The sequence below is a fragment of the Streptomyces sp. NPDC048338 genome (assembly GCF_043201055.1).
GTDB lineage: Bacteria > Actinomycetota > Actinomycetes > Streptomycetales > Streptomycetaceae > Streptomyces.
In genome coordinates, this window is sequence record NZ_JBICYQ010000007.1 from 279,471 (window position 1) to 296,778 (window position 17,308).

Here is a 17,308-nt window from a genome sequence, read left to right on the forward strand (position 1 = left end):
GCGGCCGTCCCGCGGGCGGCCGCCGGCGCGGCCCGGCGCATCCGCCTCTCGCTGCTCGGCTCGCTGGTCGGTGGCAGGTTGACCTCGTCCCCGGGCGACGCTTGGGTAGGGGGTTCGGGCCCGGGCGAGCGGGGCGCATCATGGCCTGGTGGGGAGCGACGCCTCACGAGGCCGAGTGGGAAAGGCTGGGGCCGGACGTGGAACCGCTGAATGGTTCGGGCAGGAGGCGGGGAGCGGCGCGGCTCCTGGCCCGCTGCGCCCTGTTGTTGCTGGTGGCGTCGGTCCTGGTCGTGTTGCTGGTGGTGGGCACGGCCGGGCCGCTGGTGCTCGTGAGCGGGATCGGCGGCATCGTCGTCTCGGCGGTGGGTCTGTGGTGGCTGGTGGCCCGGCGTGGACTGCTGCGCGTGGCCGGCGTCCTCCTTGCGGTCGGCGCACCCGTCGGGGTGCTGCTCCACTTCACGTCGGAGGGCGTGTGGGGCAACGCCCTGCTGGCCATCGGCCTGTACGGGGTGGCCCTGTTGTGCGCGCGGGCGGCCGTGCGTGCCACGGGGAAGGCGTACGTGATGCGCGGCAGGACGAGGCCGGTTCCCCGGCGGCCCGTGCTGATCATGAACCCGGAGTCGGGCGGCGGCAAGGTCGGCCGCTTCGGGCTCGTGGAGCGGGCCGAGCAGCTCGGTGCCGAGGTGCACCTGCTGGACACGAAGGCCGGGACCGATGTGGAGGCGCTGGCGCGCGAGGCCGTGGCCGCGGGGGCGGACCTGCTGGGGGTGGCGGGCGGTGACGGCACGCAGGCCCTGGTGGCCCGGGTGGCGGCCGACAACGACCTGCCGTTCCTCGTGATCTCCGCCGGTACGCGCAACCACTTCGCGATGGATCTCGGACTCGACCGTACGGACCCGGCCCGGTGCCTGGACGCCCTGACGGACGGCGAGGAGGTGCGGGTCGACCTCGGCTCGGTCAGTGGCCGGCCTTTCGTCAACACCGTGTCGTTCGGGGTCTACGCGGACATCGTGCAGCGTCCGGAGTACCGGGACGCCAAGGCCGGAACGGCGCTCGACCTGATGCCCGACCTGCTCGGGGACAGCAGCCGGCGCCTCGACGCGACGGCGGGTGACAAGCGGCTCCTCGACCAGCAGGCGATCCTGGTGAGCAACAACCCCTACGCCGCGCCGGATCCGATGGCCTCCGGCCTCCGAGCCCGCCTCGACCGGGGGAAGCTCGGTGTGATCGGCCTTCGGGTGGAGACCGCCGGGCAGGCCGCCGACCTCGCCGTGCGGGGGACGCGTTCGTCGGGGCTCAGCGTCCTGACGGCGCGCGGGGTGGAGGTCACGGCCGACGCCGACACCATCCCCGTCGCGGTGGACGGCGAGGCGCTGACGCTGCCCACGCCGGTCGTCTGCACTCTGCGCCCGCGCGCCCTTCGTGTCCTCGTGCCCCGGAACCGGCCCGGCACCGCCGCCCCGAGTTCGCCCCTGAACTGGCGGTGGATCACCGCGCTGGCCGTGGGCCGCGCGCGCTGAGGGCGGCCCGGGGTTCCGTCCGGGCAGTCGTCGCGGGCCTGCGAATGCCGCCCGGACGGGCATGGGGAGCTCGGCCTCGGGTCGGCGGGCGGCACCCTACCAAGAGGAACGCCTCCCCTGACGGAGATTCACTCACTCTCCGCGCTCGGACGCTTCCTTCCGGTAGTCATGACCACGGAAGGGAACACCGTGGTCTTCAGTCTGAGCCGCCGCTGGAAGCTGGTCCCGAGGAACAGCGCCTGCCCCCACACGTCCGACGACGCGCGCGGAGACGCCGCTCCGGCGGTGCGCGTGCCGCGCGGACCGGATCCGGCGCCCGACGCGGCGGACCGGCAGCAGGCGGAGGAATTCGTCCGCCAGTTCCACGAAGAGCAGCCGCGCGCCGCCGGCGACGTGGACGGGAGGGTCCGCGAAGTACTGGAGGAGATCGACCGCACCGGCACGTACACCCACTCCCCCGCCGAACTCTCCTTCGGCGCCCGCGTCGCATGGCGCAACGCGGCCAGGTGCATCGGCAGGCTCTACTGGCGCAGTCTGGTGGTGCGGGACCTGCGGCACGTCACATCCGCCGACGACATCGCCGCACAGTGCTTCGACCATCTGCGGTCGGCCGCCAACGGGGGCCGGATCCGTCCGGTGATCTCCGTCTTCGCGCCGGACGCGCCGGGCCGTCCCGCGCCGCGGATCGTCAACGACCAGCTCGTGCGGTACGCCGGACACCCCGGGCCCGACGGCCGCTGGATCGGCGACCCGCACGGCGCCGATCTCACCTCCCGGGCCCGCGACCTGGGCTGGAAGCGCGAGGAAGCGCGCTTCCAGACACTGCCGCTGATGGTCCGACAGCTCCCCGACGCCGCGCCCCGCTGGTACGAGCTGCCGGACGACGCCGTGCTGGAGGTGGCGCTGAGCCACCCCGACCACCCGTGGTTCGCGGACCTGGGGCTGCGCTGGTACGCCGTGCCCGCGATCAGCAACATGACCCTGGAGATCGGCGGCGTGCGGTACCCGACGGCGCCGTTCAACGGCTGGTACATGGGAACCGAGATCGGCGCCCGGAACCTGGCCGACGCCGAGCGCTACGACCTGCTGCCGGTCGTCGCCGAGCGGCTGGGGCTCGACCGCTCCTCGGAGCGCACGCTGTGGCGGGACCGGGCGCTGGTCGAGCTCAACGTGGCGGTGCTGCACTCCTTCCAGGAGGCCGGCGTGACGATGAGCGACCACCACACCGAGTCGGACCGGTTCCTCCGTCACATCGCCCAGGAGAGCCGCCTGGGGAGGCCGACGCCCGCCGACTGGAGCTGGATCGTCCCGCCGGTCTCCGGTTCGGCGACCCCGGTCTTCCACCGGTACTACGACCCCGTCGACCCCTCGCTGCGGCCTGCCTTCGTCGCGCGCGAGACCTGATCCCGGCGGCCCCCGCGTCCGCCGCGTCCGCCGCAGTACGGCGACAGGGTCGACCCGGGCTTTCAGTCTGGTGTAAATGTGGTGCGGATTCGCACCACTGATGGCATGCTGAACGCGCCCACGCCGACCGGACCGAAAGGCCGCACCATGAGCCGCCTCCCCTCCCACCCCGACAGCGAGCGCCTCTCCGTGACGCTCTGCCCGCCGGCGGTGACCGCCGTCTCCGAGCTGGTCGCCGCGAGCGGCGTCAGCAAGGCCGATGTCATCAACCGGGCGATCCTGCTCCTCGGGTACGTCGAGCGGGAGCGCGCCAAGGGGCACGACCTCATGATCCGCGACGCCGAGGGGACCCTGGAGCGCATCCACATCCTCTGAAGGGCCCGGCCTCCGCGCCGACACCCTCACCAAATCGCTCACATGTTCGGTCGGGTGTCTATGCTGGACTCCATGACGGCAGCACGTACGGACATCCCGGGCTTCCAGGGGTCCCTCTTCGACCAGGGCGCGGACATCGGGCCCGGGGCGCTGGACGGCGTCCGGCGGACCGCACTGGGCCAGGGAGCCTGGGTCGACCACCTGCCCGGGTGGTTCGACGGCGCCGACGCACTGTTCGACGACCTCGCCGCGCGCGTGCCGTGGCAGGCGGAGACGCGCCGGATGTACGACGGCGTGGTGGCCGTGCCCCGCCTCCTCGCGTACTACCGCGAAGGCGCCGAACTCCCTCACCCCGCCCTGCTGGACGCGCGCGAGACCCTGAGCGCCCACTACGCCCCCGAACTCGGCGAACCCTTCGTCACCGCGGGCCTCTGCCTCTACCGGGACGGCCGCGACAGCGTCGCCTGGCACGGCGACCGCAACGGCCGCTCGGCCACGCAGGACACGATGGTCGCCATCCTCTCCCTGGGCGATCCCCGGGCGCTCGCCCTCCGCCCTCGGGGCGGCGGCGCCGTCGCCCTGCGGCTCCCGCTGGGCCACGGCGACCTGGTCGTGATGGGCGGCTCCTGCCAGCGGACCTGGGAGCACGCCGTCCCGAAGACGACCCGCGCGGTGGGCCCCCGGATCAGCGTGCAGTTCCGCACCCGGGGCGTGAACTAGGTCCGCCCGGACAGGACCTTGAGGGTGCCGTCCGGGGCGGTCGCGAGCCCCAGCGCGCAGGTGTGGATCGGGAACACCCGGGCAGGCGGAGGGTCATGGGCCGGTGGGCCCGGCACCGTTCCGGCGGGGCGGCCGACGTGCCGACCGGCCGGGGCGAGCGGCCGAGAACACGTATCGGACGGTTCCGAGAATCAGAGGAGTGACGCCATGACCGAGAACCCGTGGAGCTACGGAACGACGACGGGTCACCTCACGGGCACGAACCTGATCGGATGGAGGGTCGAGGCGACCGACGGCCACATCGGCAAGGTCGACAAGCACTCGGACGAGGTCAACGACGCCTACCTGGTCGTCGACACGGGCGTGTGGATCTTCGGCAAGGAAGTCCTGCTCCCCGCCAGCACGGTGACCCGGATCGACCTGGACGAGCACACGGTCCACATCGGGCTCAGCAAGGAGCAGATCAAGGACTCGCCGGAGTTCCACTCCGACAAGCACCTCGCCGACCAGCAGTACCGGGAGGAGATCGCCCAGTACTACCGCACGGGCGGCCCGTTCCCGGGTGGATCGCGGCCTGCCTGAGGCGGCACCCGCCCCGACGGCACGCGAGCGGCCCCTGCCCCTTCGGGCCGGGGCCGCTCGCGTGCCCGGTCCGCGGGCCGGACAGTCGCGCCGCGGCGAGCGCCGCCGGGGCGGTCACGGCGGTGCTCGCCGCGACCGCGGGGCGTTCCGCGGGGCGACGGACTCGGCGTGCCGGCGGCTGTGACATCTCCCACCCCTCCTTGCCGGATCAAGGAAGGGTTACCTAAGTTCCCTCCATGACCTCTCACGTCCCCGCGTCCCCCGCCCCGGACGGCTCCGGCCGCCCGGAGTCCGCGCTGGTCGACTTCACCGTCGACCTCACCGCCCAGGAGGCCGAGCGCCAGGTCCTCGCGCTGGACGCCATAGGCCCCCACTGGGACCCGCTCCAGGTGATGAACGGCGAGGAGGCGGCGTACGACCTCCTCTACTCAGGGCTCGACGCGGACCAGCAGCGCCTGTACGACGAGCTCGTCGCGTCCGGCGTACTGCCCCGGCGCGGCGGCGGCCATGCTCCCGCTTGACCCGCAGGCGGACCGCGGGCGACGCGCCTGGGTGGCCTGTCCGGAGTGCGACGACAGCCGCGGCTGCGCGCCGTGCGAACAGGGTCGTACGTGCCCCGAACACTGGCGCTACCTGCTCACCAACAAGGGCAGCCTGCTGCACCTCCAGTGTCCGTCGTGCACCCACGTGTGGGCGCACGAGAGCGGCTTCGGCGCCACCCGTTCCTTCTGGCACCGGATCACCAGCGGCCGGCCGCGCCCCTGAGTCCTCGCCGGGCGCCGCTCACAGGTCGTCCGGCACGCCGTCGCACGCCGCCTCCGGCCCCTGACACCGGCGGCACCTGCCGCGGCGGTCCCGCGCGACGAGGCCGAACGGTCCGCCCTGCCCCGGGAACCCGCGGCACGCCCGCCGGCGGACGTATCCTCGCCCGGGGCACGCCGAACGCAGGGACGGACGAGGGCGGAACAGGTGGCGGACGGAAACAGCAACGGACGGGCGGACGCGGCCGGCGGCTCGCGGCGAACCACCACGACGCCGGCCCCGGCAGGGACGCCCGTGACCGCGGGCGCGAGCACCGCCCCTGCGGCGTCCGCCGCGACCCCGCTCAGTGCGCGAGCACGCGAGGCCGTCCTCCAGCGCATCGTCGACCGGCGCTACGCGCAGGGCGCCCGCCTCGTCGAGCGGGAGGTCGCCGAGGAACTCGGCATGTCCCGCGTTCCGGTCCGCGAGGCGCTGCGCGCGCTCGTCGCGGAAGGGCTCCTCGAACTGCTGCCGCACAGCGGCGTCCGCGTCCGCCGACTCGAACGCGCCGATGTGGAGCACCTCTACGAGGTGTGGGAGCCGCTGGCGGTGCAGGCGTCGAGACTGGCGGCGCGGGCGTCGGCGCACGGTGACACCAGCGGGCTCGCGGCCCTGGAGACGACCCTGCGCCAGGCCGAGACGGCGGCAGCGGCGGACGAGGGCCGACGCGAGGTGGCCGCTCACACCGCGTTCCACGAAGGGGTGGTGGCCATGTCGGGCAACCCCCTGCTCGTACGCACGATGGAGCAGCTCAGCTGGCAGCTGCGCCTCCTCTTCGGGCTGCGCGAGGAGCCCGCGCACATGCGGGCGCAGCACGCCGAGATGTACCGGCACATCGCCTCCGGCGACCCGGAGGCGGCGGCCGCGAGCACGCTGCTGCACGTACGGGACAGCAGGGCCGTGGCCCTGTGCTCGCTCTTCGGCGACGCTTGACCTTCTTTGTATACCAGGATGCGGCGATGCGCATCGATCTCGATACCCCCGACGCCTACGAGCGGGTTCGGATGCGGCATTTCGGGCGCCACCGCTGATCATCCTTGCCTCGCGCTTTCGGGTTGGTATACAAAACGGGGAGCCGTCGGCCTACTCCCCCAGGAGCTCCCATGTGCGTCGCAGCCATACCGCCGCCCCCCGCCAGGCTCACCCGTCGCGGAATCCTCGCCGGAGCGGCCGCGCTCGCCGGAACCGTGGCCGCGGCCGGTACGGCGGGGGCCACGGCACATGAGGCGGCGGCCGGCGGCGACCGCACCGCGGGGGCGCGCGGCGGGCACCTCGTCATCAGGAACGGCACCCTGCTCGACCCCGCCACCGGCGAGGTCACCGAGGACGCCGTCGTGGTCATCCGGGACGGGACCGTCCGCGCGGCCGGACGCCAGGGCTCCGTCGCCGTACCGCGGGACGCCGAGGTCCTCGACGCCCACGGCCGATGGATCCTGCCGGGACTGGTCGACGCGCACATCCACCTCAGCACCGCCGCCGAGGCCCGTGACGCCGTCCGGAAGGGCGCGACCAGCGCGCGCAGCGGATCGACCTCGTTCTACCAGGACATCGCCGTCCGTGAGCTGGCCCGTCACAGTCCCGGCCTCGCGCCCCGGCTGACGGCCGCCGGCGTCTTCGTCACCCCGGACCTCGGCGAGACGGTGCTCGCCGACCCCGACCTCACCCCGCTCGCCCGCCTCCGGGAGGGCGTCCGCTCCGCCGAGGCGCTGCGGCGCGTCGTCGAGGTGAACCTCGCCCGCGGCGCGGACGTGATCAAGACCCGGGTCAACGAGCGGGCCGGACTCCCCGAGCAGGACCCGCTCACCCAGGTCTACTCGCACGAGCAGCTCGCCGAGATCGTCGCCGCCGCCCGGCGAGGCGGCAAGGGCGTACTGTGCCACAGCTACAGCGAGCAGGGCTGCCACGACGCGGTGACCGCCGGCATCCGCTCCCTGGAGCACGGCGCGTTCGTCGGCGAGCGCACGCTGCACGTCATGCGCCGCAGGGGCACGTACTTCACGCCCACCCTCACCGCCATCGCCGGCCTGGCGGAGTCCGCGAACCCGGTCCTGGCCGAGCGCGGGCGCTCCTACCTCCCCGTCCTGAAGCGCGCGGTCCTGGCCGCCCACGAGCTGGGCGTCCCGCTCGCCGCGGGAACCGACTCCTCCGGCGGCACCGTGCGTCCCATCGGCCGGGAGGTGGAGCTGATGCGCGCCGCCGGCCTGCCGGCGCTGGACGCGATCCGCACGGCGACGACCGGCGCCGCCCGCCTGCTCGGGGTGGAGCGCACCGTGGGCCGGCTGGCGCGCGGCTTCGCGGGCGACGCGATCCTCGTGGACGGCGACCCGCTGGCCGACGTCTCCGTGCTCCAGCGGCCGGTCACAGTCGTACGCGCCGGCACCGCGGTCTGATCCCGCGCGGCGCTCCACCGACACCGCACCGGCCGGCACCCCGGCCCGGCCCGGTCAGGGCGAGGCGGCCCGTACCCGCGGACCCCCGCGGCCTCGCCGCGATGCGACCCGAGCCCCGGCCCTCCCCCACGCGCACCGCCTCCGCCCTCCCCCTCCCCCGCACACCCTCCGCCGAAGGAGCCTCCATGCAGCAGTCCTCCGCCTTCCCCGGCGCCCTCTCCCGTCGCACGGTGCTGGCCGGCGCCGCCGCCCTCGCCGGCACGACGGCCACCACGGCCGCCACCGCCACCACCGCGCAGGCCGCGGACGCTCCGGCCGTGGCCGGCACCACGACAGCGGCGGCGTCCCGGGACGCGGGGCGCCCCGCCAAGGCCGTGGTCTTCCGCGACGTCCGCCCGTTCGGCACGGCGACGGCCCGTGACCTCGTGGTCGTCGACGGCCGTGTCTCGGACTCCCCCGCGCCGCGCGGCGCGAAGATCGTCGACGGTGGCGGCAGGATCGCCCTTCCGTCCCTCGTGGACGCGCACATCCACCCCGACAAGACGACCTGGGGCGGCTCCTGGGTCTCGCGCCGGCCGGCGAGCGGGATCGCCGACTACGTCGCCCAGGACGTGGAGTTGTTCCACAGCCAGCGCCGCCCCGTCGCGGAGCGCGCGTACGGTCTGATGGCCCACGCCGTCACGCGCGGCACACGGGCGATGCGCGCCCACGCCGACGTGGCCCCGGCCTACGGGCTGGCCGGGGTGGAGGGCCTGGCGGACGCCCGGGAACGGCTGCGTCACGCGCTCGACGTCCAGATCGTGGCCTTCCCCCAGCACGGCGTCATCCGCACCCCGGGCACGGCGCAGCTGCTGGAGAAGGCGGCGCGCACGGGCGCCATCGACATGATCGGCGGCATCGACCCGATCGGCTTCGACGACGCCCTCGACGAGCAGCTCGACCTCGTCTTCGGCATCGCGGACCGCCATGGCATCGGTGTGGACATCCATCTGCACGACCGGGGCGAGAAGGGGATGGCGGCCATGCGGGGCATCGTCGCGCGCACCCGCGCCCTGTCCCTCGCCGGCAAGGTGACCGTCAGCCACGTGTTCTGCCTGCCCGGCCTGTCGGACCGCGAACTCGGTTCGATCGCCGCGGACCTGGGCGAGCAGGACATCGCGCTGACCACGGTGGCACCGTCCGACTCCCTGGTCCTGCCGATCGCCAGGCTGCGCGAGCACGGGGTGCGGGTCGGTCTGGGCTCCGACGGGGTGCGCGACTCCTGGAGCCCGTTCGGCAACGCCGACATGCTGCACCGCGCGCAGCTGCTCGGGTGGGTGACGGACGTGCGTCTCGACGAGGAGCTGCCGGACTGCTACCGCGTCGCCGCGCACGGCGGCGCGGACGTCATGGGCCTCGCCCACGCCGACCTCGAACCCGGCGCGCCGGCCGACTTCGTCCTCGTGCGCGGCGAGTGCCTGCCTCAGGTCGTCGTCGACATGCCCCGCAGGGACATGGTCGTGCACGGCGGCGTGGTCGTGGCCCGGGACGGCGCGTTCCTGGACTAGGGGGTGTCCTGTCCGGGCCCGGGCCCCGGACGGAGGACCGCGCGCACCCGGTCGTGGCGGACGACCGCCGGGACCGGGTGCGCGTCAGGCCGTGCGGACTACTTCCAGATCGCGGCGACCCATTCGGGATGGTCCACGAAGGGGTTCCTGTTCTTCTGTATGCCGAATATCCGCTCGTTGCGCGCCTTCTCGAACGCGTCCGGCGGATCGGCGTCGTTCCACTGCCGCAGGGCCGTCAGGCTGCCCATGAAGGGCGCGCTGCCGTTGCCGACCCGGTCGTTGGGTTCGAGGTCGGGGAAGCCGTCGGATCCGTCGTACCGGACGGCCATGTAGAGGATCATGCGGGCGACGTCGCCCTTGACGGCGTCGCGCGGCTCGAACGAGTCGCCGTCGACCTTGCTGCCGGGGGCCTCCTCGACCGGGTCGCCGCCGTTGTCGAAGTCCAGGTTCCCGCGGGTGGCGTTGACGGAGGCGTCCTCCGGGCGCAGGTGGTGGATGTCGGTGCCGGGTCCGGTCGCCGTGCCGAAGTCGCCGTGGCTCTTGGCCCAGACGTGCTCGCGGTTCCAGTCGTCGGCGCCGCTGCCGTGCGCGGCCTTCGCCTGTGAGCGACCGGAGTAGAGCAGGAGCACGTTGCCGGAATTGTCCGGGTCCTCGTCGGTGGTCTGCAGCGCGTCCCAGACCTCGTCGTAGGAGAGCTTGGTCTGCTGGCTGATGATCGCGTGCAGGGCGGTCTTCAGCTCGTCGCCGGTCTTCCCGACGGCGCCCTCGTAGTAGCTGTCGTCCAGCGCCTCGGCCGCCGTCGGGGCCGCGCGGCCACCGGACGGGGAGGCGCCGGCCGGAGCGCCGGTGGCGAAGGCCGAGGCGGGTACGGCGACGGCCGCGGCCGCGACGACGGCCAGGACGGGGCGCCGCCAGGGGCGGTGCTTGTGGTGAGCGGACATGAAGTGGGGGGTGTCCTCTCCCTCTCGGCGGGCACCTCGTTCGGGTGTCGGCGCGGCCGACCTCCACGTGGTGCCCGGCAGGCGGATCATGACGGAACGTTCGAGCCATCGAGCTTGGCATGTCCCGACCATCCGCGAGTGGACGGTCCGCACCCATCCTGTGCCGACACCGTGAACGCCCCGCCACACACCCCGGGACGGTCAGCCCGGCAGGTCCCTGCCGGTGGACCGCACGCCGGAAGCGGCCGAGTGGAGGGCCCGCAGGGCCACCAGGAGCACGCCGATGTCGTCCAGGTAGACCGGGTCGGGGATCAGGTCGACCGGCGAGATCGTGTACAGCACCGCCGTCCAGAACAACGCCTTGGAGCGCAGCGGCACGCCGGCGTCGACCAGCAGCCTGCGGGCGCGGAAGACGCGTACGAGCAGGACGGCCGCGAACCCCGCCGTCACGAGCGCGAGAACCACGGCCACGATGAGCCAGACTTCACTGTCCATGGCGCACTTCTACCCTGTCGCGGCCGGGCCAGCGCCCTGGGGGGTGTCGGTGTCTTGCCGATCAGGCCGGAGCCGGGAGCCCCACCGGCGCGGACCCGCCGCCGTGCCGGCGACACGCTCCGACACGACGTCAGGGCGAGTCGGGGCGACGGCCTACCTTGACGGGATGGAGCAGGACGACATCGAAGGGACCGGGCACGCGTCCGTCCCGGCCGATGACCCGCAGGCCGCTGCCGAGCGGCTCAAGGAGCGGCTGTACGCGACCATCACGATGATCTCCGTGGTCATCGGCCTGTCCGTGGCCGAGCACCCCTCGACCGCCGGGGCCGCGGCCACCGTGGCGACGGCGGCCGTGGGCCTGTGGCTGGCGGCGCTCGTCGCCGATCAGCAGGCGCACCGCGTGGTGCACGGCCGGCTCGCCTCCGGCGCGGAGTTGCGGCGGATGCTGTGGGTCGACAGCCCCCTGCTGCTGTCCGCGGTGGGGCCGCTCGTACTCGTCGGCGCGGCGGCCCTGGACGTGATGTCGCTCGACACCGCCCTCGTCGCGTCCGCCGGCGTCAGCGTCGCGAGCCTCTTCGTCTGGGGCTGGTACGGCGGCCTCCGGATGGGCAGCGGCGCCGCCTTCGCCCTGCTCGGCGGTGCCGTCGACGCGGCGATCGGGCTGGCGGTCGCGCTCGTCAAGGCCTCCGCCGGGCACTGACCGAACCGGCCGCGATCCGCCGAGCACGCCGAGGGGCGCGCGGGCTCCTCGCGGTCTCCTCCTCCGGGGTCCGCGGCGCACCCGGACGGAGCCGACGGCGGTCGCCCCTGCGGGTCACAGGCCGAACTCGAGGTGCTGGATGTCGGTGAACCGGACCTCTTCGAGCGAGCCCGCGCGGCGGCCGCCGTCCTGGAAGTAGACCTCCTTGAGTGCCTCGGCCGCGATCCGGCGGAGCTGCTCGTCGCCGGCGCCCTGGTCCTGGGCGTCGAGGAGGCGGGCGGCGTGCTGCGGGGGCAGGGCCACGGTGAGATGGCGGACGCGGTCCTGGTCGGTGGAGCCGATCGGGGCGGTGTAGCCGAGCCGGGCGCGGGTGTCGAGGACGATGCCGGTGGTCGTGGCGGCCTGCTGCCGGGCCTTGGCGCGGATCTGCGGCTGCCAGCGGGCCTTGACCTCGGCCTCCAGTCGGGCCGCGAGGTCGGGCCGGGGGCGCTTCGCGGTGCCGGCGACGTACCGTTCGACCTGGCGCTGGGACACGGCCAGGAGCGCGGCGACGGCCCGCGTGCCCTTGAGCTGTCGTACCAGGTAACGCATCTGCGCGCCCGCCGACTTGGGAGCGGGGCGGGTGAACGCCGACTGCACCGCCTTGTCCAGGCCGTCGCCGAACATGCTCATCGCGCTCTACTCCCCGTTGTCCGTGCCGGTGACGGTGCCGTCCTTGATGTAGCGGGCGAGGTTGAGCTCCGGAGCGTCGTACTGCTCGCGGATCCCTTCGCCCCACAGCACGCTCTGGGTGCCCTCGTGCTTGACCATGCCGGGTGAGACGCCGAGCCGCCATCCGCCGGGCAGCGGCTTGCCCTCGCGGTAGGGCAGGAAGTCCAGCGGCCCTTCGCCGTCGACCGCGTAGACGGCGCAGTCGGAGAGGACGGCGACCGGGTACTGCCCGGTGAACGCCGCGTGCTTGACGATCTTGCGGTGCATGTTGGTGCGCGTACGGGAGATGACGGCGGCCCGGATGTCGGGGCGCCAGGTCGGCCGGGCGAGGGCGCGCCACGGCTTGCCGGGCGTCCAGCCCTCGCCGCGCGGGCGCTCGCGGAGTTTGCCGATGCCGCCCTTCACGGTGGCCTTGATCGCGGACACCGCGAGGGCGAGCTGCGGGTCGCGCAGGCGGTGGCCGTCCATCGCGGTCAGGAACTCCGCCGGCGACGCGTCCGCCGGCACGCCGAGGTCGGCCATGGTGGCGACGTAGGCGTCGCGCAGGCGGCCGTACCAGCCGTCGAGATAGCGGCCGTTGTCGTACCGGACGTAGGCCTCGACCGGCGAGACCTCGTAGCCGAGTTCGACGGCGTAGGCGACCGTGGGCGTCGCGTACCAGGCCGGCCCCTCGGGGTGCTCGCCGGTCGGCGTGAACGGGCTGGGCAGGAGGGCGCCGTCGAGTTCCACCCACTCCTTGCCCGACCTCACCCTGGACAGGTCGACATGGGAGAGGTCGACCAGCCACGAACCCGGCAGCTTCGGGTCGAACGGCGGCCGCCGCACGTGTGTCGGCGCGCCGAGACCGACGACCAGGCCGTTGGCACCGGCGGCGAAGGCCATGTTGACGTCGATCCCCACCAGGTTGCGGCGCAGGCACTCGGCGTCGGTGAGCGGGCGGGCCCAGTCGTACGCCTCCTCCCTGAGGGTCTCGGCGGCGGTCCGCTGGTGGAACCGGGGGAGGTCGGCGAGCAGCGGGTGTCCGTCGGGGGCCTCGCACGGCGCGGGGTCGACCGGCTCCGTGCCCAGCGAGCCGGGGTTGTGCTCGCGGTGCCGCACGCCGGCGGCGTCCGGGGCGGAGGCGCGGGTCGGCGGGTGGACGGCGGTCATCAGTTCCAGGCCGGTCACCGCCGTCGAGCCGCGCGGGGTCATGACGCGGGACGCGTAGATCCCCAGGAGCTGGGCGAGTTCGGCCGGGGGCAGATCGGCGGCGTCGCCCCAGTGGCGCGGGTCGAGCGCGTCCCACGAGGGGATGCACAGTTGCACGCAGGCGCGGGTCGAGCCCTGTGCGGGGCGGTAGATCCGTGCCCAGGGCCCGAAGCCCCGCCGGGTCAGCTTCCAGTCCGCACGGGCCAGTCGACCGACGGCCTGGTGTCCTTCCGGCAGCCGTCCGGCCAGCCGCTCCTCGTCGGTGAGTTCCGTCGGCAGACCGAAGCGTTCGAGTGCGGACCGCGTCAGGACGAGGAGCGGGTCGGCGTCCCGGCCCGGCCCGGAGAGGCGGGGCTGGCCGAGCCGCGCCTCGGCGAGGGTCCACTCGACCAGGGACGGCAGGGAACCCGCGGGGACGTCGAGGACGAGACCCCCCACGCAGTAGGCCGACACCCGGCCGTCGGCGTCGGCGTCGAGGACCGCGAGCGGTCCGTGGGCGAACCGGGGGTCGTCACCGGCGCCGGCGGGGGCGGTCCGCGGGGCGGACTTCGCGGTCCGCGGCCTCTCGGCCGGGCGGGGCGGGGGCGTTCGGCGCGCGGGCGCGGACGGCCGCGCCTCGGCGGGCGGCGAGACGGCGGCGGGGGGCGCCGGAGGAGCGGCCGCCGGCGCGGCGGGATCGGACCCGGACGTGGCGGGTTCCTCGGCGGCGGGGACCGGCCCGGGGCCGGGCTCGACCGCGGGGGGCGCGGCCGCCGTCGGGGACGCCGGCGACGGGGCGGGTGCCTCGGCGGCCGGCGGGCGCTCCGGCTCCTGCGCGGGGGCCGCGGGGTCGGGTGCGGGGTAGAGCCGGGCGAGGCTGCCCAGGAGGCGGGCGTACGCGTCTCGTTCCGGCGGCCTCGGCTCGGTCCTGCCGGCCTCCCAGCCGCTGACCGTGGCCCGGCGGACCTGGAGGGCCGCGGCCACCTCGTCCAGCGTCAGACCGTGGGCCAGGCGCAGCCGCCTGCGCTCCCCCGGTGCCGGGAGCGGGGAGCGGGACGCGACCAGTGCGTCGACCGCGTCGAACAACTCGGACACGTAAGCACCTCCTGAGGCGTGACCCTACCCCTCCGACCGTACGGATGGCGTACGCGGGGCGTACGCCATCCGTACCTGTCGTGGAGGAATCCGTTCCGCCGTCCGGGTGCGCCGGGTGCGGCACGGCCGCCCCGGGCGGCGCCGAGGTCCGTCGCCTCGGTCCTCGGGGAGGACGTACGTCATCGCCCGGTACGCGCGGTGGCCTCCCGGGGTGGTCCGTGGCCGTGGAACGCCGGCCTCCCGTCCGTGGGGACGGGAGGCCGGTCCCGTGGGGGGAACTGTCGGCCGCGGGCGGGTCCGTCAGGCCAGGACCCGCAGCGCGCCCGGCTGGACCCGGACCGTCACGGGCAGGGTCGCGTCGACCTCGCCGTCCGCGCCGTACGGGATCGGGCGGTCCGCCTCGATGCGGATCTCCTTGCCGCGCAGGATCTCGACCTGCGGACGGTGCACGTGGGCGCCCGTCTTCAGCTCGTTCATCGTCGCGAAGAAGTGCCGCTTGGGGGCGTCGCCGATCACGACGACGTCCAGCACTCCGTCGTCGAGACGCGCGCCGGGAGCGACGTTCCTGCCGAAGCCGTAGTAGCCGGAGTTCGCCGCGACGACGGTGTAGCCGGCACGTTCGTACTCCTCTCCGTCGACGGTGATGCGGTACCCGGCCGCCCGCCAGGCGAGGACGGCGCGCAGGCCGCCCGCGTAGTACGACGCCGCGCCCCGCAGCAGACGGGAGGCGTTGGCATGGCGGTTGGCGACCGCGTCGACGCCCGCGTACACGCTTCCGAGGACGGAGAGCCGCGCGTGCGCCGCGGACTCCACCTCGATGGTGTCGACGGCCCGCGGCGTGCCGTGGAGCAGGACCTCGGCGAGTCGCGGGGCGTCGGTGGGCAGCCCGAGGGCGCGGGCGAAGTCGTTGCCGCGCCCCGCGGGCACCAGGCCGAACACCGTGTCGGTGCCGCTGAGCGCGCCACCGACGCAGCCCGCCATCCCGTCGCCGCCGACGGCGAGCACGACGTGCCCCTGCTCTCCCGCCCGTTGGGCGAGTTCCCGCGCGTGGTCCAGGCTGCGGCTGTACACGGTGTCGAGCCGGGCGCCCGCCTCGCGCAGCAGCCGGGCCAGCGGGAGCAGGGCGGCCGTCCCGCTGGAGCCCCCTGCGGTGGGGTTGACGACGGCGGTGAACTGTCGCATGGATCGAGCCTCCGGACGGGAGATGGGGATCGGCGGACGGGCGGGGCGGCTCAGCGGACGGGGATGAGGACGCCGGGGCTGAGGACGCCGGACGGGTCGACCTCGGCCTTGACGGCCTGCAGCATGCGGATCCCCAGGGGGCCGATCTCGCGGGCGTACCAGTCGCGGTGGTCGGTGCCCACGCCGTGGTGGTGGCTGATGGTGCCGCCGGCCGCCAGGATGGCGTCGTTGGCGGCCCGCTTCACCGGCTCCCAGTGCGCGACGGCGTCCTCGCCCTGGGCCGAGACGACGGTGAAGTAGAGCGACGCGCCGTTCTCGTAGGTGTGCGAGATGTGGCACATGACCAGGGGCGGGGTGCCGGCCTCGGTCAGCGTGCGGGTGAGCGCTTCGCGCACCGACGCGTAGAGCCCGGGCAGCGTGGACCAGAATCCCGCGGTCTCCAGCGTCTCCGCGAACGCGCCGGCGTCGAGGAGCGCGTCGCGCAGGTAGGGCGCGTTGTACCGGCCGTGCTCCCAGCGGTCGCCCGGCTCCTCGCCGACGTACTCGCCGCCGCAGGCGAGCAGGATCTCGCGGGCGGCGGCGCGGCGGGCCGCCGTCTCCTCCTCGGTGCCCTCGTATCCGGCGATCGCCATGCAGCCCGAGCTCTGCGGGGCGTCGGCGGCGCCGATGGCGTCCGGCTGCGCGAGGCCGATGAAGGTCTCGGTCTCGTCGGACAGCCGCAGCACGGTGGGGCGCGGGCCGTCCTGGGCGAGGCGGCGCAGTGCGGTGGACCCGGCCTCGAAGGAGGCGAAGCGCCAGCCTTCGTAGACCCGCCTGGCCGGGAGGGGGCGGATGCGCACGGTCACGGCCGTGATGACGCCGAGGGCGCCCTCGGAGCCGAGGACGAGTTGGCGCAGGTCGGGGCCGGCGGCGGAGCGGGGGGCCCGGCCGGTCTCCAGGGTCCCCTCGGGGGTGGCGACGGTCAGGCCGAGGACCATCTCGTCGAAGCGGCCGTATCCGGCGGAGGCCTGGCCGCTGGAGCGGGCCGCGGCGAAGCCGCCGACGGTCGCCCACTCGAAGGACTGCGGGAAGTGGCCGAGGGTCCAGCCCTGTTCGTTGAGCAGTTCCTCGCACCGCGGTCCGCGCAGGCCGGGCTGCAGGGTCGCGGTACGGGACACCTCGTCGATCGCCAGCAGCGCGTCGAGGCGGCGCAGGTCGAGCGCGACGAAGGGCCGCTCGGTGTCGGGGGCGAGTCCGCCGACGACGGACGTGCCGCCGCCGAAGGGGACGGCGGACAGGCCGTGCGCGGCGCAGGCGCGCAGGACGGCGAGGACCTCGTCGTGGCTGTCCGGGAGGACCACGGCCGCCGGGATGTCGTCGACCTCGCCGGCGCGGATGCGCAGCAGGTCGGGCGTCGACTTGCCGCGGGTGTGCCGGATGCGGCTCTCGGCGTCCTCGCGCAGGGCGTCCTGCGCGCCGAGGGCCTCCCGCAGCGCGTCCCGCGCCTTGTCGGTCAACGCCGAAGCGGGGACGTCGATCGCGTCGAGGACCGAAGGGCCGTCCTCGCGGGGGGTGACGCCGAGCAGGTCGCGCAACAGTCCGGTCACCGCGTCGGGCAGGGGGGCCGCCTTGGCCGGGTCGCCCCAGCCACTCCACAACATGTCCACTTCGAGAACTTCCTCACGGTCTGTTTCACGGA

General features: G+C 74.5%; 17 protein-coding genes. 11 read left to right on the forward strand and 6 right to left on the reverse strand.

The window, feature by feature from the left end:
* Positions 1-197 precede the first annotated feature (197 nt).
* From ACGFZF_RS18660 to ACGFZF_RS18705, 10 genes are all read left to right on the forward strand, one after another.
* Positions 198-1,520, forward strand: coding sequence for a diacylglycerol/lipid kinase family protein (locus tag ACGFZF_RS18660; RefSeq protein ID WP_393555381.1), 1,323 nt, complete (start codon positions 198-200; stop codon positions 1,518-1,520).
* A 168-nt stretch (positions 1,521-1,688) separates the two neighbouring features.
* A complete protein-coding gene (locus ACGFZF_RS18665) occupies positions 1,689-2,924 on the forward strand; it encodes a nitric oxide synthase oxygenase (RefSeq protein ID WP_393555383.1) in 1,236 nt (411 codons plus the stop codon).
* 147 nt (positions 2,925-3,071) lie between these two features.
* Complete coding sequence (locus ACGFZF_RS18670) at positions 3,072-3,299, forward strand: hypothetical protein (RefSeq protein ID WP_147975991.1); 228 nt, start codon at positions 3,072-3,074, stop codon at positions 3,297-3,299.
* A 72-nt stretch (positions 3,300-3,371) separates the two neighbouring features.
* A complete protein-coding gene (locus ACGFZF_RS18675; RefSeq protein WP_393555385.1) occupies positions 3,372-4,019 on the forward strand; it encodes an alpha-ketoglutarate-dependent dioxygenase AlkB in 648 nt (215 codons plus the stop codon).
* Between the two features lie 207 nt (positions 4,020-4,226).
* Positions 4,227-4,601: a PRC-barrel domain-containing protein gene (locus ACGFZF_RS18680; protein WP_393555387.1), complete on the forward strand. Its 375-nt coding sequence runs from the start codon at positions 4,227-4,229 to the stop codon at positions 4,599-4,601.
* A 236-nt stretch (positions 4,602-4,837) separates the two neighbouring features.
* Positions 4,838-5,122 carry a DUF6400 family protein gene (locus tag ACGFZF_RS18685; protein WP_393555389.1) on the forward strand — a complete coding sequence of 95 codons (285 nt, stop codon included), beginning with the start codon at positions 4,838-4,840 and terminating at the stop codon, positions 5,120-5,122.
* Positions 5,109-5,366 carry a hypothetical protein gene (locus ACGFZF_RS18690; protein ID WP_393555391.1) on the forward strand — a complete coding sequence of 86 codons (258 nt, stop codon included), beginning with the start codon at positions 5,109-5,111 and terminating at the stop codon, positions 5,364-5,366. Before ACGFZF_RS18685 ends, ACGFZF_RS18690 begins: the two co-directional genes overlap by 14 nt.
* A 291-nt stretch (positions 5,367-5,657) precedes the next feature.
* The gene (locus ACGFZF_RS18695) at positions 5,658-6,335 is read left to right on the forward strand and encodes a GntR family transcriptional regulator (RefSeq protein ID WP_393555393.1); all 678 of its coding nucleotides are present in this window, start codon (positions 5,658-5,660) and stop codon (positions 6,333-6,335) included.
* A gap of 170 nt (positions 6,336-6,505) precedes the next feature.
* Positions 6,506-7,792, forward strand: a complete 1,287-nt coding sequence (locus ACGFZF_RS18700; protein WP_393555395.1) for an amidohydrolase family protein — start codon at positions 6,506-6,508, stop codon at positions 7,790-7,792.
* 185 nt (positions 7,793-7,977) lie between these two features.
* Positions 7,978-9,339, forward strand: coding sequence for an amidohydrolase (locus tag ACGFZF_RS18705; RefSeq protein ID WP_393555397.1), 1,362 nt, complete (start codon positions 7,978-7,980; stop codon positions 9,337-9,339).
* A 98-nt stretch (positions 9,340-9,437) separates the two neighbouring features.
* Here the strand turns inward: ACGFZF_RS18705 and ACGFZF_RS18710 are convergent, their stop codons facing one another.
* The gene (locus ACGFZF_RS18710) at positions 9,438-10,280 is read right to left on the reverse strand and encodes an endonuclease I family protein (protein WP_393555399.1); all 843 of its coding nucleotides are present in this window, start codon (positions 10,278-10,280) and stop codon (positions 9,438-9,440) included.
* A gap of 201 nt (positions 10,281-10,481) precedes the next feature.
* Entirely contained in the window at positions 10,482-10,775 is a 294-nt protein-coding gene (locus tag ACGFZF_RS18715; protein ID WP_393555401.1) for a YkvA family protein, read from the reverse strand.
* A gap of 166 nt (positions 10,776-10,941) precedes the next feature.
* Here ACGFZF_RS18715 and ACGFZF_RS18720 point away from each other — a divergent pair, with 166 nt between their 5' ends.
* A complete protein-coding gene (locus ACGFZF_RS18720) occupies positions 10,942-11,475 on the forward strand; it encodes a hypothetical protein (protein WP_393555403.1) in 534 nt (177 codons plus the stop codon).
* 114 nt (positions 11,476-11,589) lie between these two features.
* Here the strand turns inward: ACGFZF_RS18720 and tpg are convergent, their stop codons facing one another.
* The 4 genes from tpg to ACGFZF_RS18740 form a co-directional block, all read right to left on the reverse strand.
* Positions 11,590-12,147 carry a telomere-protecting terminal protein Tpg gene (tpg, locus tag ACGFZF_RS18725; protein ID WP_356604643.1) on the reverse strand — a complete coding sequence of 186 codons (558 nt, stop codon included), beginning with the start codon at positions 12,145-12,147 and terminating at the stop codon, positions 11,590-11,592.
* A 6-nt stretch (positions 12,148-12,153) separates the two neighbouring features.
* Entirely contained in the window at positions 12,154-14,448 is a 2,295-nt protein-coding gene (gene tap / locus ACGFZF_RS18730) for a telomere-associated protein Tap (RefSeq protein ID WP_393555405.1), read from the reverse strand.
* 300 nt (positions 14,449-14,748) lie between these two features.
* Entirely contained in the window at positions 14,749-15,630 is an 882-nt protein-coding gene (locus ACGFZF_RS18735) for a diacylglycerol/lipid kinase family protein (RefSeq protein ID WP_393555407.1), read from the reverse strand.
* 50 nt (positions 15,631-15,680) lie between these two features.
* Positions 15,681-17,276, reverse strand: a complete 1,596-nt coding sequence (locus ACGFZF_RS18740) for an FAD-binding oxidoreductase (protein WP_393555410.1) — start codon at positions 17,274-17,276, stop codon at positions 15,681-15,683.
* Positions 17,277-17,308: the final 32 nt, after the last annotated feature.